The sequence below is a fragment of the Dactylosporangium sp. CA-092794 genome, from assembly GCF_050948465.1.
Classification (GTDB): Bacteria; Actinomycetota; Actinomycetes; order Mycobacteriales; family Micromonosporaceae; genus Dactylosporangium.
The window spans coordinates 1,950,086-1,971,142 of sequence record NZ_CP192044.1 but is presented as its reverse complement, the minus strand read 5'-3'; the positions used below and the strand labels follow the sequence as shown (position 1 = coordinate 1,971,142).

Sequence of the window (21,057 nt, the reverse complement as noted above, 5' to 3'; positions counted from 1 at the left end):
TTCTATCAGCCGGGCTTTTCGACCTCGATCACGAATCCGCTGGCGGCCTGCGCGGCCATCGGATGGTGGACGAGCAGCAGGTCCAGCAGCTTGAGCGGGGACAGTACCCAGGTGAGGGGAAGGATCGCCCGGTAGAGCCGGCGGCTGCCGAAGGACAGCACCATGGCCAGCCACTCCTGCAGCACCCACAGCATGCCCGACGTCGGGCCGGCGCCCACCCGCACCGAGCGCACCTCGAAGGCGCCGAACTGCTCGCGCAGGCCGACCTCGGTGTACCGCTGGAAGTCGAACGGCGAGGCGTGGAACGGCTGCATGAACGGCACGAACACGAGCATCCGCCCGCCCGGGCGCAGCACCCGGTGCATCTCGGCGATGTGCGCGGCCGGGTCCGGCACGTGCTCCAGCACCGCGATGCTCACCCCGCCGGCCAGGCAGCCGTCGGCGAGCGGCAGCCGGCGCAGGTCGGTGACAACGTCGACGTTGCCGTAGGCGCCGCCGTCGACGCAGACGATCCGCTCGTCGCGGCGGTGGGTGCCGCAGCCGAGGTCGGCGACGAGGTCGCGGTCCAGGTCGAAGCTCGCCAGGAACGGCGCGATCAGCCCGGGCCGCTCCAGCACCGGCGACAGCAGCCGGATCGCGGCCGGGTAGAGCCGGTGGAAGCGGGTCTTGACCAGCTCCTTGATCCGGTTGAGCGGGTCGGCGGTCAGCTCTGCCGCGCCGAACCCGCCGAAGTCGAGCCGGTCGCCGTCGCGCCGCCCGGCGGTGCCGCACACGGCGCAGACGAGCGAGGCGTCGAGCCGTGCGCGGCAGCGGGGGCAGGCGAGCACCTCCAGGAGGCGGTCCTGGCGGGTGCCGGCGATGGTGTCGTACATCAGCTCCCCAACTGGTAGACGGCGATCCGGCCGGCGCGGTAGCGGAACCGCGCGTAGTCCTGGATCCAGGTCGAGGGCAGTAGCAGGTAGCCCTCGTCGACCATGAGCCACTTCACGCCGTACTCGTCGCGCAGCTTGCCGACGGTCTGCGCGGTCGGGTGGTAGAAGGCGGCGTCGTTGTCGGCCAGTTTCCGCTGGTCCCAGTAGGGCGCGAAGATGGCGTTGACCCCGGCGCCGGCCGCCTCCCGGTGCGCGCGGTCGGTGAAGCCCCAGCCCTCGACCAGGAACCGGCGCTCGCTGTAGGCGGAGAACCAGAAGTGCCGGTTGTCGCAGCCCTGCAGCGAGTAGGGGTCGCCGACGCAGTGGGCGTTGGTGGCCACCAGGTCGTCCGGGGCGGAGTGGTCGCGCAGCCAGCGGCCGGCCTCCTGGGTGCCGGGCGTGACGAAGGTGGCGATCTGCACGACCCCGCGCCAGCCGCCGAGGCGCGACGCGCGGGTCATGAGGTAGACGTGCTGTACCGCGGTGATCATGCAGGCGCCGGCGAGCATGGCGGCGACGAGCGTGCGCCAGGCGGGCATCGCGCGGCGGTACATCCCGTAGCCGACGATCCCGAGGAGTGCGTAGACGAGCAGGTAGGGCCAGACGAGGTACCACAGGGTCACCCACAGGCTGCCGGTGTTCTGCAGCTTCGGGGTGTGCATCGAGCCCGTCTTGTACACGCCGAAGAGGACCAGCGCACCGGCGGCGATCGCGAGGTACACCTGCCGCAACGTGCGCCGCGTGGGCAGCTCGCGGGGCGTGAGCAGGACCAGGCCGACGACCGAGGCGAGGGACAGGTAGGGCCGGGCGGAGACCATGAACCAGCCCTCGGCGCCGGCCTCGTGCCCGAAGACCATCAGCGCGCCGACGCCGGAGACGCCGATGCCGAACATGAGGATCACCGGGTCGGCGGTGATGCCCAGGCCGCGGCGCAGCCGGCGGGCCTGCTGCAGGCGCGGCGCGAGCCGGGACAGCCCGAGCAGGCCGGGCCAGATGCACGCCCAGCAGCTGACCGTGATGGCGGTGACGACGAGCAGCCGCCACAGCGGGTGGGGGTACTCGGGCGCGGCGAACTTCAGCGTGTACGGCGCGCCGGAGATCTGCGCGAAGTGCAGCGGGTCGACCGCCATGCCCTGCGAGGCGCCGCCGAAGAGCACGAACTGGGCGAAGAGCAGCCCGAGCAGGGTCACCCCGGCGGCGAACAGCGCGCCCGGATACACGCGCTTGCGGGTCACCAGCCGCACCGCGACCACGAGCAGCAGCCCGGCCAGCAGCATCGGCAGGAAGGTCGCCTTGGCCCCGGTGACGGCGGCGATGAGCACGACGACCAGGGCCCAGCGGGCTCGGCCGGGCAGCGCCATCGCCTCGACCAGGGCGAGGGCGAGGCCGGCGAAGAGCAGCGCGCCGAAGGTCTGGGTCGGGCTGGTCCACAGCTGGGCCCGCAGCGACGAGCCGTCCTCGTAGGCGTTGGTGCCGAAGGCGGAGAACCAGCCCTCCAGCGGCCAGTGGTAGGGCAGCGGCGTGAGCACGAAGAACGTGACGACGGCGGCGGCCGCACCGGCCCACCACACGCCGGTGAGCCGCCGGCCGAGCACGCCGAGCAGCGCGACCAGCCCGAACAGCATCGGCAGCGGGGCCAGGCGGACCAGCAGCACGTGCGGCTCGATCCCGGTGACCCAGGAGGTGGCGGCCATCTCGGCGTAGACGAACCAGTGGTACAGCACCGGCTGGTCGGACAGCCACGGCGACATCAGCGGCATGTGGTGCTTGGCGTCACCGATGAGCGCGAGGTGGAACGGCGAGTCGGCGTCGGGGCTGAGCATGCCCGGCTCGCGCAGGTCGTGCGTGCGGAAGAAGCGCACGCAGCTCCAGTAGAAGACCACCGCGGCGGTGCCGGACAGGACGGTGGAGAACCACAGCGGGGTGCGGTCGTCGGGGGCGGCGCTGCCCCGCCAGTACCGCCGCAGCCCCGGCACCACCAGGAACGTGCCGAGCACCGCGATCGGCCAGGCCAGCACGAGCAGCGGCGCGCCGGCCGCCCGGGCCGGGATATAGGCGAGCACCTCGCCCGCGTAGCCGATGGCCAGGCCGGCGGCGAGGTCCTCGACCAGCCAGCCGGAGCGGCCGCGGATCGCCCGCCAGATCAGGGTGCCGGGTGCGACGATGCCGGCCAGGACGTACACCGCGAAGGCGGCCGTGGTGAGGTACGGCACGCCGTAGAACTGCAAGCCGGCGGCGATCGGCGCGACCAGCAGCGCCGGGGGCACCCAGGCGCCGGACATCGGCCGCGAACGGGGGGCGGTGACCGCCACCGGGGTCTGCCTCTCGACCGTCGCTGTCACGCTTCCCGCCGTTTCTCATGGGTGTCTGCCGCAACGTATGCAACGGCGGACGGCGGGGTGAGGCACCGGGTGAATTCCACCCGATGGGGTACGAAACTCCCGCGCTGCTCCCGGCTACCCGGTACGCCCGGCCATGAGCGCATCGAGGCCGTCGAAGAGGCGGGCCAGGCCGAACTCGAAGTCGTCGTCGGGCACCTCGTCCGGCCGGTCCAGCGCGCCGGAGGCGATGAGCTCGCCGATCGCGGGGAACCGGGCCGGGTCGACCAGCCGCCGCAGCAGCCGGCCGTAGCCGGCCATCGCCTGCTCGGTGGTGCCCCCGCCGGCCTGGGCGGCGGCGGTGATGTCGGCGGTCAGCAGGACCCAGTTCCGGGTCAGCCCGCTGATGACCATGATCGTGGAGAGCCGCTCGTGGTGCCGCAGCGCGGTGTCGCGCAGGATCGCCAGCCCGTAGTTCATCCAGGCGATCTGGTTGGGCGTGAGCGGCGGGTTGTTGATCGGCACCCGGACCATCCACGGCTGGCGGCGCAGCAGGTCGAGGTAGTCGTGGGCGAATCGGTGCAGGCCCGCACGCCAGTGGGTGTCCGGGTCCAGCGGCGGCGGCTGCCCGATCGCCGCGTCCACCATGAGGTCGAGCAGTTCCTCCTTGGCGGTGACGTACCGGTACAGCGACATGGTCGACGCGCCGAGCTCGCCGGCCACCCGGGCCATCGACACGGCGCCGAGGCCGGCGGTCGCGGCGACCTTCACGCCGGCGGCGACGATCCGCTCCAGCGTGAGCCCGGGCCGGGGCCCCTTCCCCGCCCGGCCGCGCAGCCCCCACGCGGCGGCGAGGACCGGCGGCATGTCGTCTTCCTGCTCGCTCATTGACTCCGGATTCTACTTCTGCGTATAACGTACACAGAAGCGTACGCCATACGCAGAAGATGGGGGAACCGATGGACGGACCGGCGATCGAGGCCGCGGGCCTCGCGAAGTCCTACGGCAAGCTGGCGGTGCTCACCGGGGTCGACCTGCGGGTGCCGGCCGGCTCGGTGTACTGCCTGCTCGGCCCGAACGGGGCCGGCAAGACCACGACCGTGCGCATCCTGACCACGCTCACCCGGCCCGACCGGGGCACCGCCCGGGTGGCCGGCCACGACGTGGTGCGCGAGCGGCACCTGGTGCGCCGCGCGATCAGCCTCACCGGGCAGTACGCCGCGGTCGACGCGCTGCAGACCGGCGCCGAGAACCTGCGGATGATGGCCCGACTCTCGGGCCTGTCCCGGCGCGACGCCCGCCGCCGCGCGGACGAGCTGCTCGAGCGCTTCGACCTGACCGGCGCGGCGCACCGGCGGGCCGGCACCTACTCCGGCGGCATGCGGCGCCGGCTCGACCTCGCCGCCGGGCTCGCCGGGCGGGCGTCGGTCATCTTCCTCGACGAGCCGACCACCGGCCTGGACCTGACCAGCCGGCAGGCGATGTGGGACATGGTCGACGGGCTGGTGGGCTCGGGCACGACCGTCTTCCTCACGACGCAGTACCTCGAAGAGGCCGACCGCCTGGCCGCCCGCATCGCCGTGGTGGACCACGGCCGGGTCGTCGCCGAAGGCACCCCGGCCGAGCTCAAGGCCCGCTTCGGCGACCAGCGCCTCGACCTCGACCTCGCCGGCCGGGACGCGTTCGACGCGGCCGCGGCCCGGCTCGGCGCCCGGGTCGTGCAGCGCGACGAGGCCCGGCTCACGCTCGGCGTGACCACCGACGGCAGCGCCGCGCACGTGCGCTCGGTGCTGGCCGAGGTCGACCCGGCGGGCACCGGCGTGCGCCGGTTCTCGCTGCACAGCGCCACCCTCGACGACGTCTTCCTGTCCCTCACCGCCCGCAAGGAGCCCGCCGGTGTCCGCTAGCACCCTCACCCAGTGGTCCGTCCTCGGCGCCCGATCGCTGCGCCTGGGCCGGCGCAACCTCGAGGCGCTCATCATGTCGGTGGCGCTGCCCATGCTGCTGATGGTCGTCTTCGTGTACCTCTTCGGCGGCGCCATCCAGACCGGCACCGAGTACGTCACGTACGTCGTCCCCGGCGTCATGCTGCTGTGCGTCTCGTTCGGCTCGGCGATGACCGCCGTCTCGGTCGCGACCGACGTGTCCGCCGGGATCGTGGACCGCTTCCGCTCGCTGGACGTGGGCGGCGCCGCCCTGCTGTCCGGGCACGTCGCGGCCAGCCTGGCCCGCAACGTCGTGTCCAGCGCGCTGGTCCTCGCCGTCGCGTTCGCGATCGGCTTCCGCCCGCACGCGGACGCCGGGCAGTGGCTCGCCGCCGCCGGCATCCTGCTGCTGACCATCGCCGCGGTGTCGTGGCTGTCCGCGGCCCTGGGCCTGCTCGCCGGCTCCCCCGAGGCGGCCAGCGGCTACACCTTCGTGATCACCTTCCTGCCGTACGCCAGCAGCGCCTTCGTCCCGATCGGCACCATGCCCTCGTGGCTGCGCGGCTTCGCCGGCAACCAGCCGGTCACCCCGATCACCGAGAGCCTGCGCGGCCTGCTGCTCGACCAGCCGGTCGGCTCCGCCCCCTGGCGCGCGGCGGCCTGGTGCGCCGCCATCGCGATCGTCGCCGTCGCCGCCGCGGCCCTGCTCTTCCGGCACAAGACCCGCGCCTGACCGGCCTTGGCCCGAAAAGTCGGGCGCTCCGCGCCACGACTTTTCGGATTTATACTCCGACAGGCGATAAATCCGTCATATACCGATTAGCCCGGCACAAAGTCTCCGTGATCATGCGTCGAACGGCCGCGCGCACCGGGTTTCTCACGATCGTGGAGACATACGGTACCCATGGGTACACGGACACTCCGCGATCATGAAAAACGCACGGTCGGGGCCGCGCGTGCAGCATGATCACGGAGACTTCATGTCGCTCGGACGCCGGCCGGTGGGTCGCGATGGTGGCTTTTAGGCGGTTTTGGAGCAGATCGCCGGATAACCTGAGCCGTGCGCGTTTTCGTGACCGGCCTGCTGACGAGCCTGCTTCTGATCAACCCGGCGGCCCCGGGCGGAACCAGCGACGGGGGCGGGCACGCGCAGGCCGGGGCGCGCGCGGAGGCGACCGGCGCGACGCCCGGGCCGCAGTACTCCGTGCGGGGCATCGACGTGTCCAGCCACGACCACAGCACGTTCAAGACCATCGACTGGGCCGGGCAGGCCGCGCAGGGCGTGTCGTTCGCGTACGTCAAGGCGACCGAGACGAACAACTACGTCAACCCGTACTTCGCCAAGGACATCGCCGACGCCAAGCGGGCCGGGCTGCTCGCCGGGGCGTACACCTTCGCCCGGCCCGACCACCACGACCCGGTCGGCGACGCGAACCTCTTCGTCGACCACGCCGCCTGGGCGAACGACTCGAAGACCCTGGTGCCGTTCGTCGACCTCGAGTGGCCCTACTTCACGACCGTCGGCCCCTGCTACAACCTCGACCAGGCCGCCATGCGCGCCTGGATCCAGGCCTTCCTCGACCAGATCCAGGCGCGCATCGGCCGCAAGGCGATGATCTACACGGCGGCCGGCTGGTGGAACCAGTGCGTCGGCGACACCACCCAGTTCGCCGAGTACCCGCTCGACGTGGCCAGCTGGAGCGGGACCGCGCCGAAGCTGCCCAAGGGCTGGTCGAAGTGGACGCTGTGGCAGTACGCCGGCGGCGACAACGCCCAGCCGGGCAACTACGACAAGGACGTGTTCAACGGCGACCTCGACCAGCTGCGCCGGCTGGCCGGCATCGACCCGCCGGCGGCGCTGATCGCCGAGCCGACCGTGATCGCGCACGCGCCGACCAAGCAGGTACAGGTGTACACCGACGCCGGCCACGGCCTGTCCCAGCGCTTCTGGAGCCCCGGCTACGGCTGGTCGAGCTGGAGCAACTTCGGCGGCGGGATCGCCGGAACCCCGCACGTGCTGCAGAACCCCGCGGCCGGCACGGTCGAGGTGTACGCCCGCACCCGCGACGGCCGGCTGGCGCAGAAGTACTGGCAGGCCGGGCGCTGGTCGGACTGGACCGACCTGGGCGGGGACCTGGCCGGCGACCCGGTGGTGTTCTACAGCCCGCGCTACGGCTCGACCGAGATCTACGCCCGGGGCCGCGACGGGCACCTGTGGCAGCGCTTCTACGCCGGCGGCTGGTCGGGCTGGACCGACCTGGGCGGCGACCTCGCCGGCGACCCGGCCGAGGTGCTCTACAACCCGGTGTACCGCACGACGGAGATCTACGCGCGCGGGACCGACGGGCACCTGATGCAGAAGTTCTACGCCTCGGGCTGGTCGGCGTGGCAGGACCTCGGCGGGGCCCTCGCCGGCGACCCGGCGGTGTTCCGCAGCCCGGTGTGGGGCACGACCGAGATCTACGCCCGCGGCGCCGGCGGGCACCTCGTGCAGCGGTACTACTCGGGCACGCAGTGGTCGGCGTGGCAGGACCTCGGCGGCTCGCTCAGCGGCGATCCGGCGGTGTTCTACAACCCGTGGTACCGCTCGACCGAGATCTACGCCCGCGACGGCGGCACCCTGGAGTACACCTTCGTCATGCCCGGCGGCGGGTGGACGCCCTGGACCGCGATCGGCGGCGCGCTGGACACCGACCCGGCCGTGATCGCCAATCCCTACACCGGCAACACCGAGATCTACGCCGTCTCCGGCGGCAACCTGGTCACCCAGCTCTGGCTGCGCGGCCCCGCCGTCTGGTCGGGCTGGTCGACCATCATGACCAACCCGGCCTGACCGGCGACTCCGCTCGCTACGGCAGGTTGGCGACCAGGTCGGCGATGTCGCGGCGGCGGCCCGTGTAGAACGGGACCTCCTCGCGCACGTGCCGGCGGGCCCGGGAGGCGCGCAGCTCGCGCATCAGGTCGACGATGCGGTGCAGCTCGTCGGCCTCGAAGGCGAGGATCCACTCGTAGTCGCCGAGGGCGAAGCTGGCCACGGTGTTGGCCCGCACGTCCGGGAAGTCGCGGGCCATCTGGCCGTGCTCGGAGAGCATCGCGCGGCGCTCCTCGTCGGGCAGCAGGTACCACTCGTAGGAACGCACGAACGGATACACGCACACCCACTCGCGGACGTGCTCGTCGGCGAGGAACGCCGGGATGTGGCTCTTGTTGAACTCGGCCGGGCGGTGCAGGGCCAGCTGCGACCAGACCGGCGCCAAGCGGCGGCCGACGTCGGTGCGGCGGAAGCCGGCATAGGCCTCCTGCAGCGCCTCCGCGCTCGGCGCGTGCCACCAGATCATCAGGTCGGCGTCGGCGCGCAGCCCGGCCACGTCGTAGGTGCCGCGCACCACCACGTCCTTGGCGGCGAGGTCGGCGAGGAACGCCGACACCGCGGTCGCGTCGCGCTGATCCGTGCCGTAGGGCGTCTCGAGCCGGAAGACCGACCACATGGTGTACCGAATGGTCTCGTTGATCTCGCGGATGCGCGCCGCGTTGGTGGTCGTCATGTCCCTATCCTCCCAGTTGTGCCAGCACCGCTTCGGCGGCGGCCCGGCCCGACGTGACGCACGCCGGGATGCCGACGCCGTCGTAGGCCGCCCCGGCCACGGCGATCGCCGGGTGCGCGGCCAGGCCGGCGCGCAGCGTCCGCACCCGGTCCTGATGATGGGGTTGGTACTGCGGGAGAGCCCCGCCCCAGCGGAAGACCCCCCGGTCGAGCTCCTCGGGCAGCGCGTCCACGCCGATCAGCCGGGCCACCTCGGCCCGCACCACCTCGACCAGCCCGGCGTCGGTGCGCTGCAGCTGCTCCTCGTCGCCGTGGCGGCCCACGGAGGCGCGCAGCACGGTCACCCCGGGGCGGCGCAGGTGGGCCCACTTCTGGTCGAAGAACGTGACGGCCTTGACCGCCAGGCCCTCCGTCGCCGGCACGAGAAAGCCGGACAGCTCGGGCAGTTTGGCCTGCTCCTTCGGCAGCGCCAGCGCGACCAGGGCGACGCTCGCATACTCCAGCTCCACCGGCTCGACCCCGGCCAGCCCGCCCAGCAGCCGCTCGGCGGGCCGGCCCGGCACGGCCAGCACCACCCCGTCGGCGTCGAGCGCCTCCGCGTCGCGGGTCGAGCCGAGCGTGAGCCGCCACCCGCCGCCCCGCCGGTGCAGCTCGCGCACGGTGACGCCGCAGCGCACGTCGGGCAGCGTAGCCGCGACCGCGCCGACGAACCGGCTCATGCCGCCCTCGATCGCCCCGAACACCGGCGCCCCCGGGGCGCGCCGGCTCCCGGCGACGGCCTCCCGCAGCGCGTCGGTGAGCGTGTGGCTGTGCTCGGCCGCGGCGGCGAGCGCGGGCAGCGCCATGCGCACCGACAGCCGGTCGGCGCGGCCCGCGTAGACCCCGCCCAGCAGCGGCTCCACGTAGCGGTCGACGACCGCGTCGCCCCGGCGCGGGCGCACCAGCGCGCCGACCGAGACGTCCTCGCCCGGGCCCAGCAGCGGCACCGCGGCGGGCTCGTCGGCCGTCTCGCCGCCCTGCAGGGGGATGCCCATCAGCGTCCCGGCCGGCAGGTCCCGCAGGCCGCCGTCCAGCGCGACCGCCGCCCGGGCGGTGGTGGGGTGCACGACCTCGGCCCCGAGCCCCACCTCCTCGGCCAGCCGCAGCGCCGCACTCGGCCCGCCGACCAGGAACGACTCCGCGCCCCGCTCCACCCGCCCCCCGGCCAGCGTGCCGGTGGCCAGCTTGCCGCCGGGCCGGTCGCGCTGCTCCAGCAGGACCACGTCGAGCTCGGGGCGCAGGGTGCGCAGCCGGTGCGCCGCGGCCAGCCCGGAGATGCCACCACCGACGACCACGACGCGTTGTGTCATGCCCGCCAGTCTATTGTCGCGGCATGGGTGAGCAGCGAGTGGCAGTGATCACCGGCGCAGCACACGGCATCGGGCGGCGCACGGCCGAGGTCCTTTCCGAGGAGGGGTACCGCCTGGCCGTCATCGACCGCGAGCCGGTCCCGCCCCTGCCCGGCGAGGCGCTCACCTTCCACGGCGACGTCTCCGCCGACGACGACGTGCGGCGCTTCGCGGCCGAGGTCGAGGCCCGCTACGGCGGCGCCGACGTCCTGGTCAACAACGCCGGGATCGCCTCGATCGCGCCCGCCGAGGAAACGTCCGCCGCGCAGTGGCGGCAGGTGCTGGAGGTCAACCTGACCGGCCCGTTCCTGCTGTGCCAGGCGTTCGGCCGGGGCATGCTCGCCCGCGGCGCCGGCTCGATCGTCAACATCGCCTCGGTCGCGGGCCTCATGGGCGTCGCCGACCGGGTCGCCTACAACGCGAGCAAGCACGGCCTGATCGGCCTGACCCGCACCCTGGCGGTGGAGTGGGGCGGCCGCGGCGTGCGGGTCAACGCGGTCTGCCCCGGCTGGGTCAAGACGGAGATGGACGACGAGTCCCAGGCCTCCGGCGCCTACGGCGACCACGACATCACCGACCACGTGCCGCTGGCCCGCTTCGCCCAGCCGGACGACATCGCCCGCGCCGTGGCCTTCCTGGCCGACCCGGCCCGCAGCGGCTTCGTCAACGGCGCCTCCCTGTCGGTCGACGGCGGCTGGGCGGCCGACGGCTCCTGGCAGTCCCTGCGGCTGGAGACCCGCTCCCGCTGAGGCGTTTTCGGGTGCCGAAGTGCGTCGATATGTCGGCGAGTAGGGTGATCGTCCGCCCCGCGATGTCCTACTGGGGGGCGAACCCCTCTGGAAGAACGCCCCGAAGGCGCGCACACTCTCGGGGATGAGCGACCTCTCGTCCTCCCGCCCCGTGCCGGACGAGCCGCCGGACCGGCGCCCAAGTGGCCCGGCCGATGTCTCCGGCCTGTATCCGCGCGCCTGGGAGCCCTACGTCCCGGCCGCCCGCGAGCCGGGTGAGTCGCTGCCGGACGGCCTGGACGGGTTGGCACTGAACCCGCTCGCCGAGGTCATCGCCGACCTCGCCGACTTGCACGGCCCCGGCTCGGTGCCTGCTCCCGACTCCGCGCCCGCTCCGGGTTCGGCATCCGCTCCCGGTTCGGCATCCGCTCCGGGTTCCGCGTCCGCTCCCGATGCCACGCCTGCTTCCGGCTCCGCACTGCCGGATGAGCTCATCGCTGACCTGCGCGGGCCCGGCTCCGTGCCGCCCGACGAGCTCGAGCCGACCGCGCGCACCATCGCCGCGCTGCTGGACGCCCCGGCCACGTCCCCGGCGGAGCTCGCCGACGCGGTCGCCTGGTGCTACGACGACGCGGCCCTGCCCCTGCTGCTGCCCCTGGCCGCCCACCCGGACCCGGGCGTGCGCCGCGCGGTGGCCCAGGCCCTGCCCAGCGTGCTGGGCGAGGCGATCCCTGACGAGACGGTCCGCGCCCTGCTCGCCCTGAGCGCCGACCCGGACGACGACGTGCGCGACTGGGCCTGCTTCGCCCTCGGTACGCAGCTGTCGGAGGTCGACGACCCGGCCATCCGCGACGCCCTCGTCGCCCGCCTGGACGACCCGCACGACGACACCAGGTGCGAGGCCCTGCTGGGCCTGGCCCGCCGCCGCGACGCCCGCGCCCTGCCGGTCCTGCACGAGCGACTGTCCCGCGACAACGTGTACTCCCTGGAGATCGACGCCGCGGGCGCCCTCGGCCACGCCTCCCTGCACACCCTGATCCGCGGCCACCTCGCCGGCTGGGACGACGACGTGGTCGCCCGAGTCTGCGCCGCCCTGCGCCTGACCGACCCGGACGGCGTGGGCGACGACCTGCTGGACGGCCTGGCCGACTGGTTCCGCGCCGGCGCTCCGCACGCGACTGACGAGGACCGCTACTGGTGGTCGGTGACCCTCCAGCTGATGGAGCACGCGGAGTACCGCGCCCCGGAGATCGCCGAGCAGGTCCACTACCGCCTGCAGTATGCGGAACCGGCAACAACCCTGATGCTGGCCTCCCGCCTGTCCCAACTCGCCGGCGACCACGGCTGGCCCCGCTGGCGCCCCTCCTACTGACCCTCCCACCGCCCATTCCCCCACCGACCACGGCGGGCCCCACCGCCCCCTCCCGACGCCAACCACGGCGGGCCTGCTGGCCCACCCGACGGCGCCCACTCCGCGCGTCCGATCCCGCCGCCGACAACGGCAGGCCCTCGACCCGACCGCCTCTGCCGACCGCCTCCCGCCGGTCCGAGCTTCGCCGGTGACCACGGCGGGCCCGCAGACCCCCGGCGTCGCCGCTACTGAGTCCCCCCCCCCGCCGCACTCCGCGGACTTACCCCATTCGGCACATAACCGAAATGTCGGAAATATCCGTCACGAAGTGGCGGATATTTCCGACATCTACCCCCCGGATGCTGGCGCCACCAGCGCCACCAGCGCCGCCAGCGCCGCCATGCCCGGCCTGCGCGCCCACGCGCCCACGCGCCCACGCGCCCACGCGCCCACGGCGAGCGTGATCCGCGGTCGCGGTTCCACACTGCGCACGCCGCACGCCGCACGCCGCACGCCGCACGCCGCACGCCGCACGCCGCACGCCGCACGCCGCACGCCGCAGAGCCCAGCGCAGCGACCAGAAGTCTCCGCGATCATGCAGCACCCACTGCCGACACCGCGGTTTTTCATGATCACGGAGCGCTGATGTACCCCCGTGTACCACAAGTCTCCGGGATCATGACAAACCCGTGGTGCGCCCACCGCGAGCATCATGATCACGGAGACATACGGCCGCCCGGCCACACCGATCGAGGCACGGCCACCCGCACTAGAGGCATGGGCGGGCCGGCGGCTCAGCCGATCGGGGCGCCGTGGGCGCGCATGAAGGGCAGGGGGTCGACGGCGTTGGCCGGTGAGGTCGGCGGGGTGTTCACGTGGACCTCGAAGTGCAGGTGCGGGGCCGAGGAGTTGCCCGAGCTGCCGACGTAGCCGATCACCTGGCCCGCCGCGACGCGCTGGCCGGGGCGGACCGCGCCGCGGCGGACCATGTGGCAGTACAGGGTGGAGATGCCGCCCGCGTGCTGGAGCTTCACGTACCAGCCGCAGCCGCCGATCGACGCGCTGCCGGGCTGGTCGCAGCTATGGCCGGCCTCGATGTTGCAGACGACCTCGACGACCGTGCCGGCGGAGGCGGCGCGGATCGGGGTGCCGACGAAGCTCATGATGTCGACGCCCAGGTGGTTGGGGTTGGTGGGGGTGCGGAAGCCCGGCCGCGCGGTGAAGCCCGGCAGCGGGCTGACCCACTGGGCCGACTCGGCGGCCGGGGCGTGCGGCGCCGGGGCGCTGCCGGGGCAGGCGGGCGGCTCGGCCGTGCGGCGCACGTAGGCGTCGGAGACGTAGGTGCCGTCGGTGAGCCGGTCCCACAGGTCGGTGGTCCGCACGGCGCCGGCGATCGGCTCGCCGTGCTGCTGGCAGGCGATCGCCAGGGCCGTGCCGTCGGCGAGGGCACTCAGCAGCTGCGCCGCGCGGGCGGGGGCGCTGCGGACCTTGAGCGGGATGGTCCCGGAGCCGACGGCGCCCGCCGTGGTCGAGGCCGCGGCGGCCTGCGGCGCCGCCTGCCGTTGCGCTTCAGCGCACGGCGGCGGTACCGCTTGAGCCCGCCGCACCCACGCGTCGCTCACGAAGGCGCCGTCGGTGAGCCGGTCCCACTTGTCGGTGACCCGGACCGGGCCCTGGTCGATGAGCTGGCCCTGCACCTGGCACTCGATGGCGATCGGGGTGCCGTCGGGCAGCGTGCGCAGCGACGTGGTCCACACCGCCGCGCCGGCCCGCACGTTCAGCGGGCGCTTCGGGGAGACCACCGTGGCCGCTGTGGTCGCGGCCTGCGCATTCACCGACGGTACCAATGCGGCGACAACCGCCACCACGAAGATCGTTTTGCGCATGGTGCACCCCCGGAGGACGACGTGTGGTCGGCCGGGGGGACCGAGAACCCCGCCAACGCTAGGCGTCGGCGGGGTACCGGATCCGAAATATCAGGATTTGTTCACCCTATTGGGGCGTTAGCCACGCCTTGGGGCAGGAACCGCGCCCCGGTCACCCGTTCCGAGATACCCTCGCGGTCCAGGTAGGGCGTCACGCCGCCCAGGTGGAACGGCCAGCCGGCGCCCAGGATCAGGCACAGGTCGATGTCCCGCGGATCGGCAACGACGCCCTCGTCGAGCATCAGCCGGACCTCCTGGGCCAGGGCCTCGGTCGCGGCCGCCCGCAGCTGCTCCGCGGTCGACGGCGAGTCGCCGACCTCCAGCAGCGCCAGCACCTCCGGGTCGGGGTTGCCGTCGGCGTCGGTGAAGCCGCGCTTGCCGGCGCCGACCACCTTCGCCAGGTTGGCCGAGACGCCGAAGCGGTCCGGGAACGCGTGGTGCAGCGTCTCCGAGACGTGGTGCGCGACGGCCGGGCCGACCATGGCGAGCAGCGCCATCGGCCGCATCGGCAGGCCGAGCGGGTCGAGGGCGGAGTCGGCGACCTCGATCGGGGTGCCGTCGTCCACGGCCTTGGTGACCACGCCGAGGAAGCGGGTCAGCAGCCGGTTGACCACGAACGCCGGGGCGTCCTTGACCAGTACCGACGACTTCTTCAAGGCCTTGCCCACGGCGAACGCGGTGGCCAGGGTCGCGTCGTCGGTCTGCGCCGCCCGCACGATCTCCAGCAGCGGCATCATCGCGACCGGGTTGAAGAAGTGCAGCCCGACCACGCGCTCCGGGTGGGCCAGGTCGGCGGCCTGCTCGGTGACCGACAGCGAGGAGGTGTTGGTGGCCAGCACGCAGTCGTCGCGGACGATGGCCTCGACCTCGGCCCAGACCTGCTTCTTGACCTTGAGGTCCTCGAACACCGCCTCCAGCACGAGGTCGGCGTCGGCGAACGCGGCCTTGTCGACGGAGCCGCCGACGAGGCCGCGGTACTTCGCCGCCTTCCCCGCGTCGAGGCGCCCCTTCGACACGAGCTTCTCGATCTCGGCGTGCACGTAGCCGACGCCCTTGTCGACGCGCTCCTGGTCGAGGTCGGTGAGCACCACCGGTACCTCCAGGCGGCGGACGAACAGCAGGGCGAGCTGCGAGGCCATCAGGCCCGCGCCGACGATGCCGACCTTGGTGACCTCGCGGGACAGGCTCTTGTCCGGCGCGCCCGCCGGCCGCTTCGCCCGCCGTTGCACCAGGTCGAACGCATACAGGCTGGCCCGCGACTGGTCGCCCATGAGCAGGTCGGCCAGCGCCTCGTCCTCGGCCGCGGTGCCGTCCTCGAACGTGGCCTCCTTGGCCAGCGCCAGCAGCTCGAGAGCCTTGTTCGCGCTGTTCACGGCGCCGTGGAGCCGCTCGTCGAGCTGGTGCTTGGCGAAGTACAGCACGCCGTCCCACATCTCCCGGTCGACCTCCGGGCGGGTGACGGTGATCGTGCCGTCGACCACGCCCTCGGCCCACTCCAGCGAGCGCTCGAGGTAGTCGGCCGGCTCGAAGATCGCGTCGGCGATGCCCAGCTCGTGCGCCTGGGCGGGCCTGAGCTGCTTCTGGGTCAGCGGGTTGGAGATGATGACCTGCGCCGCGCCGGCGATGCCGATGAGGTTGGGCAGCAGCTGGGTGCCGCCCCAGCCGGGGACGAGGCCGATCGCGACCTCGGGCAGGGCGAGGGCCGCGGCGCCCGAGGAGACGGTCCGGTAGTGGCAGTGCAGCGCCACCTCGAGGCCGCCGCCCATGGCCGCGCCGTTGACGAACGCGAACGTGGGGACCGGCGAGTCGCGCAGCTTCTTGAAGACCCGGTGGCCGAAGCGCCCGAGCTCCAGCGCCTGCGCGCGCTCGGTGAGCAGCGGCATGGCGGTGATGTCGGCGCCGACGCAGAAGATGTAGGGCTTGCCGGTCAGCGCGATGAACTTCGGCGCCGCCGCGATCGCCTCGTCGATGGCGGCGTCGAGGCTGGCCAGCCCGGCCGGGCCGAACGAGTTGGGCTTGGTGTGGTCGAGACCGTTGTCGAGGGTGATGAGCGCGGCCCGCTCGCGGCCGGGCAGCGTGACGAAGCGCAGCAGCGCCTTGGTCACGACCTCGTTGGGGTTGGTCAGTGTCGCGGTCACTTGCCGCCCTCCCAGTTCGGGTTCTCCCAGATGACCGACGCGCCCATGCCGATGCCGACGCACATGGCGGTGAGGCCGTAGCGCACGTCGGGCCGCTCGGCGAACTGCCGCGACAGCTGCGTCATGAGCCGCACGCCCGAGGAGGCGAGCGGGTGGCCGACGGCGATCGCGCCGCCCCACTGGTTGACCCGCGGGTCGTCGTCGGCGATGCCGAAGTGGTCGAGGAAGGCCAGCACCTGCACGGCGAAGGCCTCGTTGAGCTCGAACAGCCCGATGTCGTCGATGCTGAGCCCGGCCAGGCGCAGCGCCTTCTCCGTGGCGGGCACCGGGCCGAAGCCCATGACCTCGGGCTCGACGCCGACGAAGCCGTAGGAGACCAGCCGCATGCCGATCGGCAGGCCCAGCTCCCGGGCGACCTCCTCGGCGGCGATGATCGAGGCGGTGGCGCCGTCGTTGAGGCCGGCCGCGTTGCCCGCGGTGACCCGGCCGTGCGGGCGGAACGGCGTCTTGAGCGTGGCGAGCTTCTCCAGGCTGGTCTCGCGCGGCGCCTCGTCGACGGTGGCCAGGCCCCAGCCCGTCTCCGGGTCGCGGGTGGCCACGCTGACCAGGTCCGGCTGGAGCTTGCCGGCGGCGTACGCGGCGGCGGTGCGGACCTGCGAGGCGTAGCCGAACCGGTCGGCCCGCTCCTTGGTGATGCCGGGCAGCCGGTCGTGCAGGTTCTCCGCGGTGGAGCCCATGACCAGCGCGGAGGGGTCGACGAGTTTCTCGGCGAGGATGCGCGGGTTGGGGTCGACGCCCTCGCCCATCGGGTGGCGCCCCATGTGCTCGACGCCGCCGGCGATGGCCACGTCGTAGGCGCCGAACGCGATGCCGCCGGCGACGGTGGTCACCGCGGTCAGCGCGCCCGCGCACATGCGGTCGATCGCGTAGCCGGGCACGGTCTTGGGCAGCCCGGCCAGCAGGGCGGCGGTCCGCCCGATGGTCAGGCCCTGGTCGCCGGTCTGCGTGGTGGCGGCGATGGCGACCTCGTCCACCCGCTCGGGCGGCAGCTGCGGGTTGCGCCGCAGCAGCTCCCGGATGCAGCGGATGACGAGGTCGTCGGCGCGGGTGTTGGCATACATCCCACCGGCCTTGCCGAACGGGGTGCGGACGCCGTCGACGAAGACGACGTCGCGGACAGCACGGGGCACGGGAGTCCTCCTAGCGACGAATTACGGCCAATGTTACTTGCCAGTAGGTCGCGCCGTGCTGTGAACCCCTTCACGCCGCTATTGCGGCGGTTTCAACGCATTGGTGAGGCCGGGGGTGACCAGGGCGACCTGCCAGGGGCGGGCGCCGTAGCCGGCGAGCACCGCGGCGACCGCGTCCTCGGCGAGCTCCTCCGGCGGCGACCAGGCCAGGCGGCGTACCGAATCGGGGGTGATGAGGTTCTCCGGGGGCAGCTGGTGCGCGGCGGCCAGCCCGGTCACCAGCTCCCGGCAGCGGGCCAGGCGCCCGGCCGCGACCGGGTCGCGCTCGGCCCACCGGTGCGGCGGGGGCGGGCCCTCCGAGGGCGGCGTGGTGGGCAGGTCCTTGTCCGACAGCGCCCGGGCGTCGGACAGCGCGCTCAGCCACGTCGGGGCGAGCCGGCGCACCGACCGCCCGCCGAACCCGGCCAGGGCCAGCAGCGAGCGCTCGTCCTTCGGGTCGGCCTCGGCGGCGGCGATGATCGCGGCGTCGGCGAGGACCCGGCCCGGGCTCGCGTCGCGGCGCTGGGCGATCTCGTCCCGGGCCGTCCACAGCGCGCGCACCCGGGCCAGCGCCCGGGCGCCGCGCACCCGGTGGATGCCCGACGTGCGCCGCCACGGGTCCGCACGCACCCGGGGCGGGTCGCCGGCCGAGGCGACCAGCGCGGCGAACTCCTGCGCCGCCCACTCGGTCTTGCCCTGCCGGGCCAGCTCCGCCGCGAGCGTGTCGCGCAGCTGCAGCAGCAGCTCGACGTCCAGCGCCGCGTAGGTCAGCCAGGCCGGGGGTAGCGGCCGGGTCGACCAGTCGGCCGCGGAGTGGTGCTTTTCCAGGGTGTACCCCAGCAGCGACTCGGTCAGCGCGGCGAGCCCGACCCGCTCGAAGCCGCACAGCCGGGCCGCCAGCTCGGTGTCGAACAGCCGGGTGGGGCGCAGGCCGAGCTCGGTCAGGCAGGGCAGGTCCTGGCTGGCGGCGTGCAGCACCCACTCGGTGGGCGAGATCACCTCGTCGAGCTCGGGCAGCTGGCCGAAGGGCATCGGGTCGATGAGCACCGTTCCGGCGCCGGCCCGGCGCAGCTGCACCAGATAGGCCCGGTGGGTGTACCGGTAGCCGGAGGCGCGCTCGGCGTCCACGGCCACCGGTCCGGTGCCGTTGGCGAAGCGTTCGACGGCGCGCGCGAGCTCGGCCCGGTCCGTGATCGGCTCGGGGGTCCCGTCTAAGGGGGCGGTCAGCAGGACGGGCTCGGTCGTGTCGTCCGGTTTACCCGGACTGTCTGGCTCCTCGTCCCGACGCCGCGCGGGGGGTTCGTCGGTCACGCCACAACCGTACGTTGCGCCATAGGCCCCCCGGTGCAGCCGGTCCGGCGCGTCGGCGTTCTTGGGATCTTCGGCGACCCGAACGACCCGGGAACGGGACGGACAGCGGGGCTTCCTTACCGGTACGGTTCGCTGGCCCCCGATGCGCAGTCCGATGTCGGCGGCGGTTGTGTCCAGTGGTTGGCTCGGAGGTCGCGGCACTTGTGCAGGCCGTCTAGGGTGAGGGCCGACCGCGGTATCGCCGGACGACCTCCTGCAGGAGGCCCACATGTCCGTCGAAACGGGTGAACCGTGACAGGAAGGAAACGGCACGCATGACGGCCGGGTATGACCCCTCCAACCCGGTGGCTTCCGGCAACTCCGAATACGACCAGGACCGCCCGCGCCACGCGGCCGGCGACGACTCGGAGCGACTCGGCCCACTTCCCCCCAGGATCACCCCGACCGGCTCGTTCCCGCCGGTCACCGGCCCGGTCCCGGCGCAGCCGACCAGCGCGTGGCCGGTCTCCGCGCCCGCCACGGCGCCCCAGTCCCCGCCCGGCGTCCCGCCGATGCCGGTCGCGACCCGCCGCAGCCCGCTCGGCGCCATCGCCCTCACGCTCGTCGTCCTGCTGCTGATCGTGGTCGGCGTGCAGACCGCCTTCATCGTCCAGCTGGAGCGGCGGGCCGACAGCGCCGACGCCGCGGTCAAGACCGCCCAGGCCGGCGACGCCTCCCGGCTCAAGGCCCTCGAGGACCGCGCCGACAAGCTCGAGCAGAAGACCGGCGGCTCCCTCGACGCCGCCGAGGTCTCCGCGAGCGTGCGCCCCAGCGTGTTCCGGGTCGCCACGAAGTACGCGACCGGCACCGGCTTCGCCCTGGGCAAGGCCCCGGCCGGCGGCGGCACCGACCTGATCACCAACTACCACGTGGTGCAGGACGCCTACGAGAAGGGCGAGAAGAACGTCAGCCTGGAGCGCACCGACCAGCGCTTCGCCGGCACGATCGTCGAGGTCCACCCCGACATGGACCTGGCCGTGCTGCACACCGACGAGGTGTTCCCGCGGCTGACCCCGGCCGCCGCCGTGCCCAAGGTCGGCGAGCCGGTCCTGGTCATCGGCTCTCCGCTCGGCCTCGAAGACACGGTCACCACCGGCGTCGTGAGCGCGTTCCGCACGCTCAACGGCGAGTCCCTCATGCAGTTCGACGCGGCCATCAACCCGGGCAACTCCGGCGGCCCCGTGTTCAACGCCAAGAAAGAGGTGGTCGGCGTAGCCACACTCAAGGCCCAGCAGGCCGAGGGCATCGGCCTGGCCATCCCGATCTCGGTCGTCTGCGACACCGTGCCCGTCTGCTGACCGTCCCCCCGGCCCTCGTCCCCCGGCGGGACCAGGAGAAGGAAAGAAGAGAACGATGACATACCCCCCGAACCCCAACCCCGGCGACGGATACGGCTACCCCGACCCCAACGCCCCGACCGGCGCCTACCCGCCGCCGCCCCAGCAGACCCCGCCCGGCTACGGGCCGCCGCCCCAGTCCCCGCCGCCCTACCCGGGCCAGCCGTCCTACGTCGACCCGGCCGCGCCCGTGTCCCCCTACGGCCAGCCCGTGCCGCCGCAGCCCATGCCGACCCACGACCAGGGCACGTCGCAGCTGCCGGCCTACGGCGAGGCGTCCTACAGCCTCGACCCGTCGGTCTCGGCGCCGCCGACCGCGCCCCTGCAGCAGCCGCCGGTCCCGCCGATGTCCGCGCCGCCCATGTCGGGCCCGCCGATGTCCGGCCCGCCCACCGCCTACGGCCCGGTGTCGGCCCCGCCGATGGGCTTCCCCGGCCAGCCGGTCGGCTACCCGCCGATCCAGCCGCCGAAGAAGCGCGGCGTCGCGGTGCCGCTGCTGGCGAGCCTGCTGGCGCTGGCGGTCATCGCCGCCGGTGTCTTCGTTGGGTTGTACGTCGACAAGTCCTCGAAGCTGGACTCGTCGGAGAAGACCTCGCAGCAGCGCCAGGCGGCGCTCGACCAGACCAACAAGGACCTCGATCAGACCAAGACCGACCTCAAGGCGAAGGCCGACGAGCTGACCAAGGCCCAGCAGGACCTGCGCGGCACCCAGGCCGACAGCACGGAGGCCAAGCGCCAGCGCGACGTCATCGGCAACTGCCTGAAGCTGCTGCTGGAGGCCCTCGACGCGTCGGCGAACGGCGACAAGACGACCACCCAGAACAAGCTCAACGAGCTGGAAAAGCCCTGTAACGAGGCACAGACCCTGCTCGGCATCTGATCTTCGGTTCCTTGGAAGGGCCGGCCTCGATAT

16 protein-coding genes are annotated in these 21,057 nt (G+C 73.3%); 7 read left to right on the top strand and 9 right to left on the bottom strand.

Going from position 1 to position 21,057, the window contains the following annotated elements:
* Positions 1-5 precede the first annotated feature (5 nt).
* The 3 genes from ACQPXD_RS08705 to ACQPXD_RS08695 all read right to left on the bottom strand — a co-directional run bounded on the left by ACQPXD_RS08705 (position 6) and on the right by ACQPXD_RS08695 (position 4,117).
* Entirely contained in the window at positions 6-872 is an 867-nt protein-coding gene (locus ACQPXD_RS08705; protein ID WP_432836539.1) for a methyltransferase domain-containing protein, read from the bottom strand.
* The gene (locus ACQPXD_RS08700; protein ID WP_432836537.1) at positions 872-3,253 is read right to left on the bottom strand and encodes a hypothetical protein; all 2,382 of its coding nucleotides are present in this window, start codon (positions 3,251-3,253) and stop codon (positions 872-874) included. Before ACQPXD_RS08700 ends, ACQPXD_RS08705 begins: the two co-directional genes overlap by 1 nt.
* Positions 3,254-3,367: 114 nt before the next feature.
* A complete protein-coding gene (locus tag ACQPXD_RS08695; protein WP_432836535.1) occupies positions 3,368-4,117 on the bottom strand; it encodes a TetR/AcrR family transcriptional regulator in 750 nt (249 codons plus the stop codon).
* A gap of 71 nt (positions 4,118-4,188) precedes the next feature.
* Between ACQPXD_RS08695 and ACQPXD_RS08690 the strand changes: the two genes are divergently transcribed.
* The 3 genes from ACQPXD_RS08690 (at position 4,189) to ACQPXD_RS08680 (ending at position 7,987) form a co-directional block, all read left to right on the top strand.
* A complete protein-coding gene (locus ACQPXD_RS08690; protein ID WP_432836533.1) occupies positions 4,189-5,136 on the top strand; it encodes an ATP-binding cassette domain-containing protein in 948 nt (315 codons plus the stop codon).
* Positions 5,126-5,887, top strand: coding sequence for an ABC transporter permease (locus ACQPXD_RS08685; protein WP_432836531.1), 762 nt, complete (start codon positions 5,126-5,128; stop codon positions 5,885-5,887). Before ACQPXD_RS08690 ends, ACQPXD_RS08685 begins: the two co-directional genes overlap by 11 nt.
* Positions 5,888-6,214: 327 nt before the next feature.
* Positions 6,215-7,987 (top strand): GH25 family lysozyme, encoded by a 1,773-nt coding sequence (locus ACQPXD_RS08680; RefSeq protein ID WP_432836529.1) that lies wholly within the window; start codon positions 6,215-6,217, stop codon positions 7,985-7,987.
* A 16-nt stretch (positions 7,988-8,003) separates the two neighbouring features.
* Here the strand turns inward: ACQPXD_RS08680 and hemQ are convergent, their stop codons facing one another.
* Positions 8,004-8,699 carry a hydrogen peroxide-dependent heme synthase gene (gene hemQ, locus ACQPXD_RS08675; RefSeq protein WP_432836527.1) on the bottom strand — a complete coding sequence of 232 codons (696 nt, stop codon included), beginning with the start codon at positions 8,697-8,699 and terminating at the stop codon, positions 8,004-8,006.
* 4 nt (positions 8,700-8,703) lie between these two features.
* Entirely contained in the window at positions 8,704-10,047 is a 1,344-nt protein-coding gene (gene hemG / locus ACQPXD_RS08670) for a protoporphyrinogen oxidase (protein WP_432836525.1), read from the bottom strand.
* 23 nt (positions 10,048-10,070) lie between these two features.
* On the opposite strand from hemG, the gene ACQPXD_RS08665 reads away from it, so the two are divergent.
* Positions 10,071-10,835 carry an SDR family NAD(P)-dependent oxidoreductase gene (locus ACQPXD_RS08665; RefSeq protein WP_432836523.1) on the top strand — a complete coding sequence of 255 codons (765 nt, stop codon included), beginning with the start codon at positions 10,071-10,073 and terminating at the stop codon, positions 10,833-10,835.
* A gap of 124 nt (positions 10,836-10,959) precedes the next feature.
* Positions 10,960-12,186, top strand: a complete 1,227-nt coding sequence (locus ACQPXD_RS08660) for a HEAT repeat domain-containing protein (RefSeq protein ID WP_432836521.1) — start codon at positions 10,960-10,962, stop codon at positions 12,184-12,186.
* 773 nt (positions 12,187-12,959) lie between these two features.
* Here the strand turns inward: ACQPXD_RS08660 and ACQPXD_RS08655 are convergent.
* The 4 genes from ACQPXD_RS08655 to ACQPXD_RS08640 all read right to left on the bottom strand — a co-directional run bounded on the left by ACQPXD_RS08655 (position 12,960) and on the right by ACQPXD_RS08640 (position 18,768).
* The gene (locus tag ACQPXD_RS08655; RefSeq protein WP_432836519.1) at positions 12,960-14,051 is read right to left on the bottom strand and encodes a peptidoglycan DD-metalloendopeptidase family protein; all 1,092 of its coding nucleotides are present in this window, start codon (positions 14,049-14,051) and stop codon (positions 12,960-12,962) included.
* Positions 14,052-14,152: 101 nt separating this feature from the next.
* Positions 14,153-16,228, bottom strand: coding sequence for a 3-hydroxyacyl-CoA dehydrogenase NAD-binding domain-containing protein (locus ACQPXD_RS08650; RefSeq protein WP_432836517.1), 2,076 nt, complete (start codon positions 16,226-16,228; stop codon positions 14,153-14,155).
* The gene (locus ACQPXD_RS08645; RefSeq protein WP_432836515.1) at positions 16,225-17,418 is read right to left on the bottom strand and encodes a thiolase family protein; all 1,194 of its coding nucleotides are present in this window, start codon (positions 17,416-17,418) and stop codon (positions 16,225-16,227) included. Before ACQPXD_RS08645 ends, ACQPXD_RS08650 begins: the two co-directional genes overlap by 4 nt.
* A gap of 78 nt (positions 17,419-17,496) precedes the next feature.
* Positions 17,497-18,768, bottom strand: a complete 1,272-nt coding sequence (locus tag ACQPXD_RS08640) for an HRDC domain-containing protein (protein ID WP_432836513.1) — start codon at positions 18,766-18,768, stop codon at positions 17,497-17,499.
* A gap of 314 nt (positions 18,769-19,082) precedes the next feature.
* On the opposite strand from ACQPXD_RS08640, the gene ACQPXD_RS08635 reads away from it, so the two are divergent.
* Both ACQPXD_RS08635 and ACQPXD_RS08630 read left to right on the top strand, forming a co-directional pair.
* Entirely contained in the window at positions 19,083-20,105 is a 1,023-nt protein-coding gene (locus tag ACQPXD_RS08635; protein ID WP_432836511.1) for a trypsin-like peptidase domain-containing protein, read from the top strand.
* A 55-nt stretch (positions 20,106-20,160) separates the two neighbouring features.
* Positions 20,161-21,024 carry a hypothetical protein gene (locus tag ACQPXD_RS08630; RefSeq protein WP_432836509.1) on the top strand — a complete coding sequence of 288 codons (864 nt, stop codon included), beginning with the start codon at positions 20,161-20,163 and terminating at the stop codon, positions 21,022-21,024.
* Positions 21,025-21,057 lie beyond the last annotated feature (33 nt).

What these genes read in the sequence shown, in the direction of transcription:
- hemQ (WP_432836527.1), bottom strand. Translation starts at nt 8,699, where the DNA reads ATGACGACCACCAACGCGGCGCGCATCCGCGAGATCAACGAGACCATT.
- ACQPXD_RS08635 (WP_432836511.1), top strand. Translation starts at nt 19,083, where the DNA reads ATGACGGCCGGGTATGACCCCTCCAACCCGGTGGCTTCCGGCAACTCC.
- ACQPXD_RS08655 (WP_432836519.1), bottom strand. Translation starts at nt 14,051, where the DNA reads ATGCGCAAAACGATCTTCGTGGTGGCGGTTGTCGCCGCATTGGTACCG.
- ACQPXD_RS08665 (WP_432836523.1), top strand. Translation starts at nt 10,071, where the DNA reads ATGGGTGAGCAGCGAGTGGCAGTGATCACCGGCGCAGCACACGGCATC.
- ACQPXD_RS08705 (WP_432836539.1), bottom strand. Translation starts at nt 872, where the DNA reads ATGTACGACACCATCGCCGGCACCCGCCAGGACCGCCTCCTGGAGGTG.
- ACQPXD_RS08690 (WP_432836533.1), top strand. Translation starts at nt 4,189, where the DNA reads ATGGACGGACCGGCGATCGAGGCCGCGGGCCTCGCGAAGTCCTACGGC.
- hemG (WP_432836525.1), bottom strand. Translation starts at nt 10,047, where the DNA reads ATGACACAACGCGTCGTGGTCGTCGGTGGTGGCATCTCCGGGCTGGCC.
- ACQPXD_RS08695 (WP_432836535.1), bottom strand. Translation starts at nt 4,117, where the DNA reads ATGAGCGAGCAGGAAGACGACATGCCGCCGGTCCTCGCCGCCGCGTGG.
- ACQPXD_RS08630 (WP_432836509.1), top strand. Translation starts at nt 20,161, where the DNA reads ATGACATACCCCCCGAACCCCAACCCCGGCGACGGATACGGCTACCCC.
- ACQPXD_RS08660 (WP_432836521.1), top strand. Translation starts at nt 10,960, where the DNA reads ATGAGCGACCTCTCGTCCTCCCGCCCCGTGCCGGACGAGCCGCCGGAC.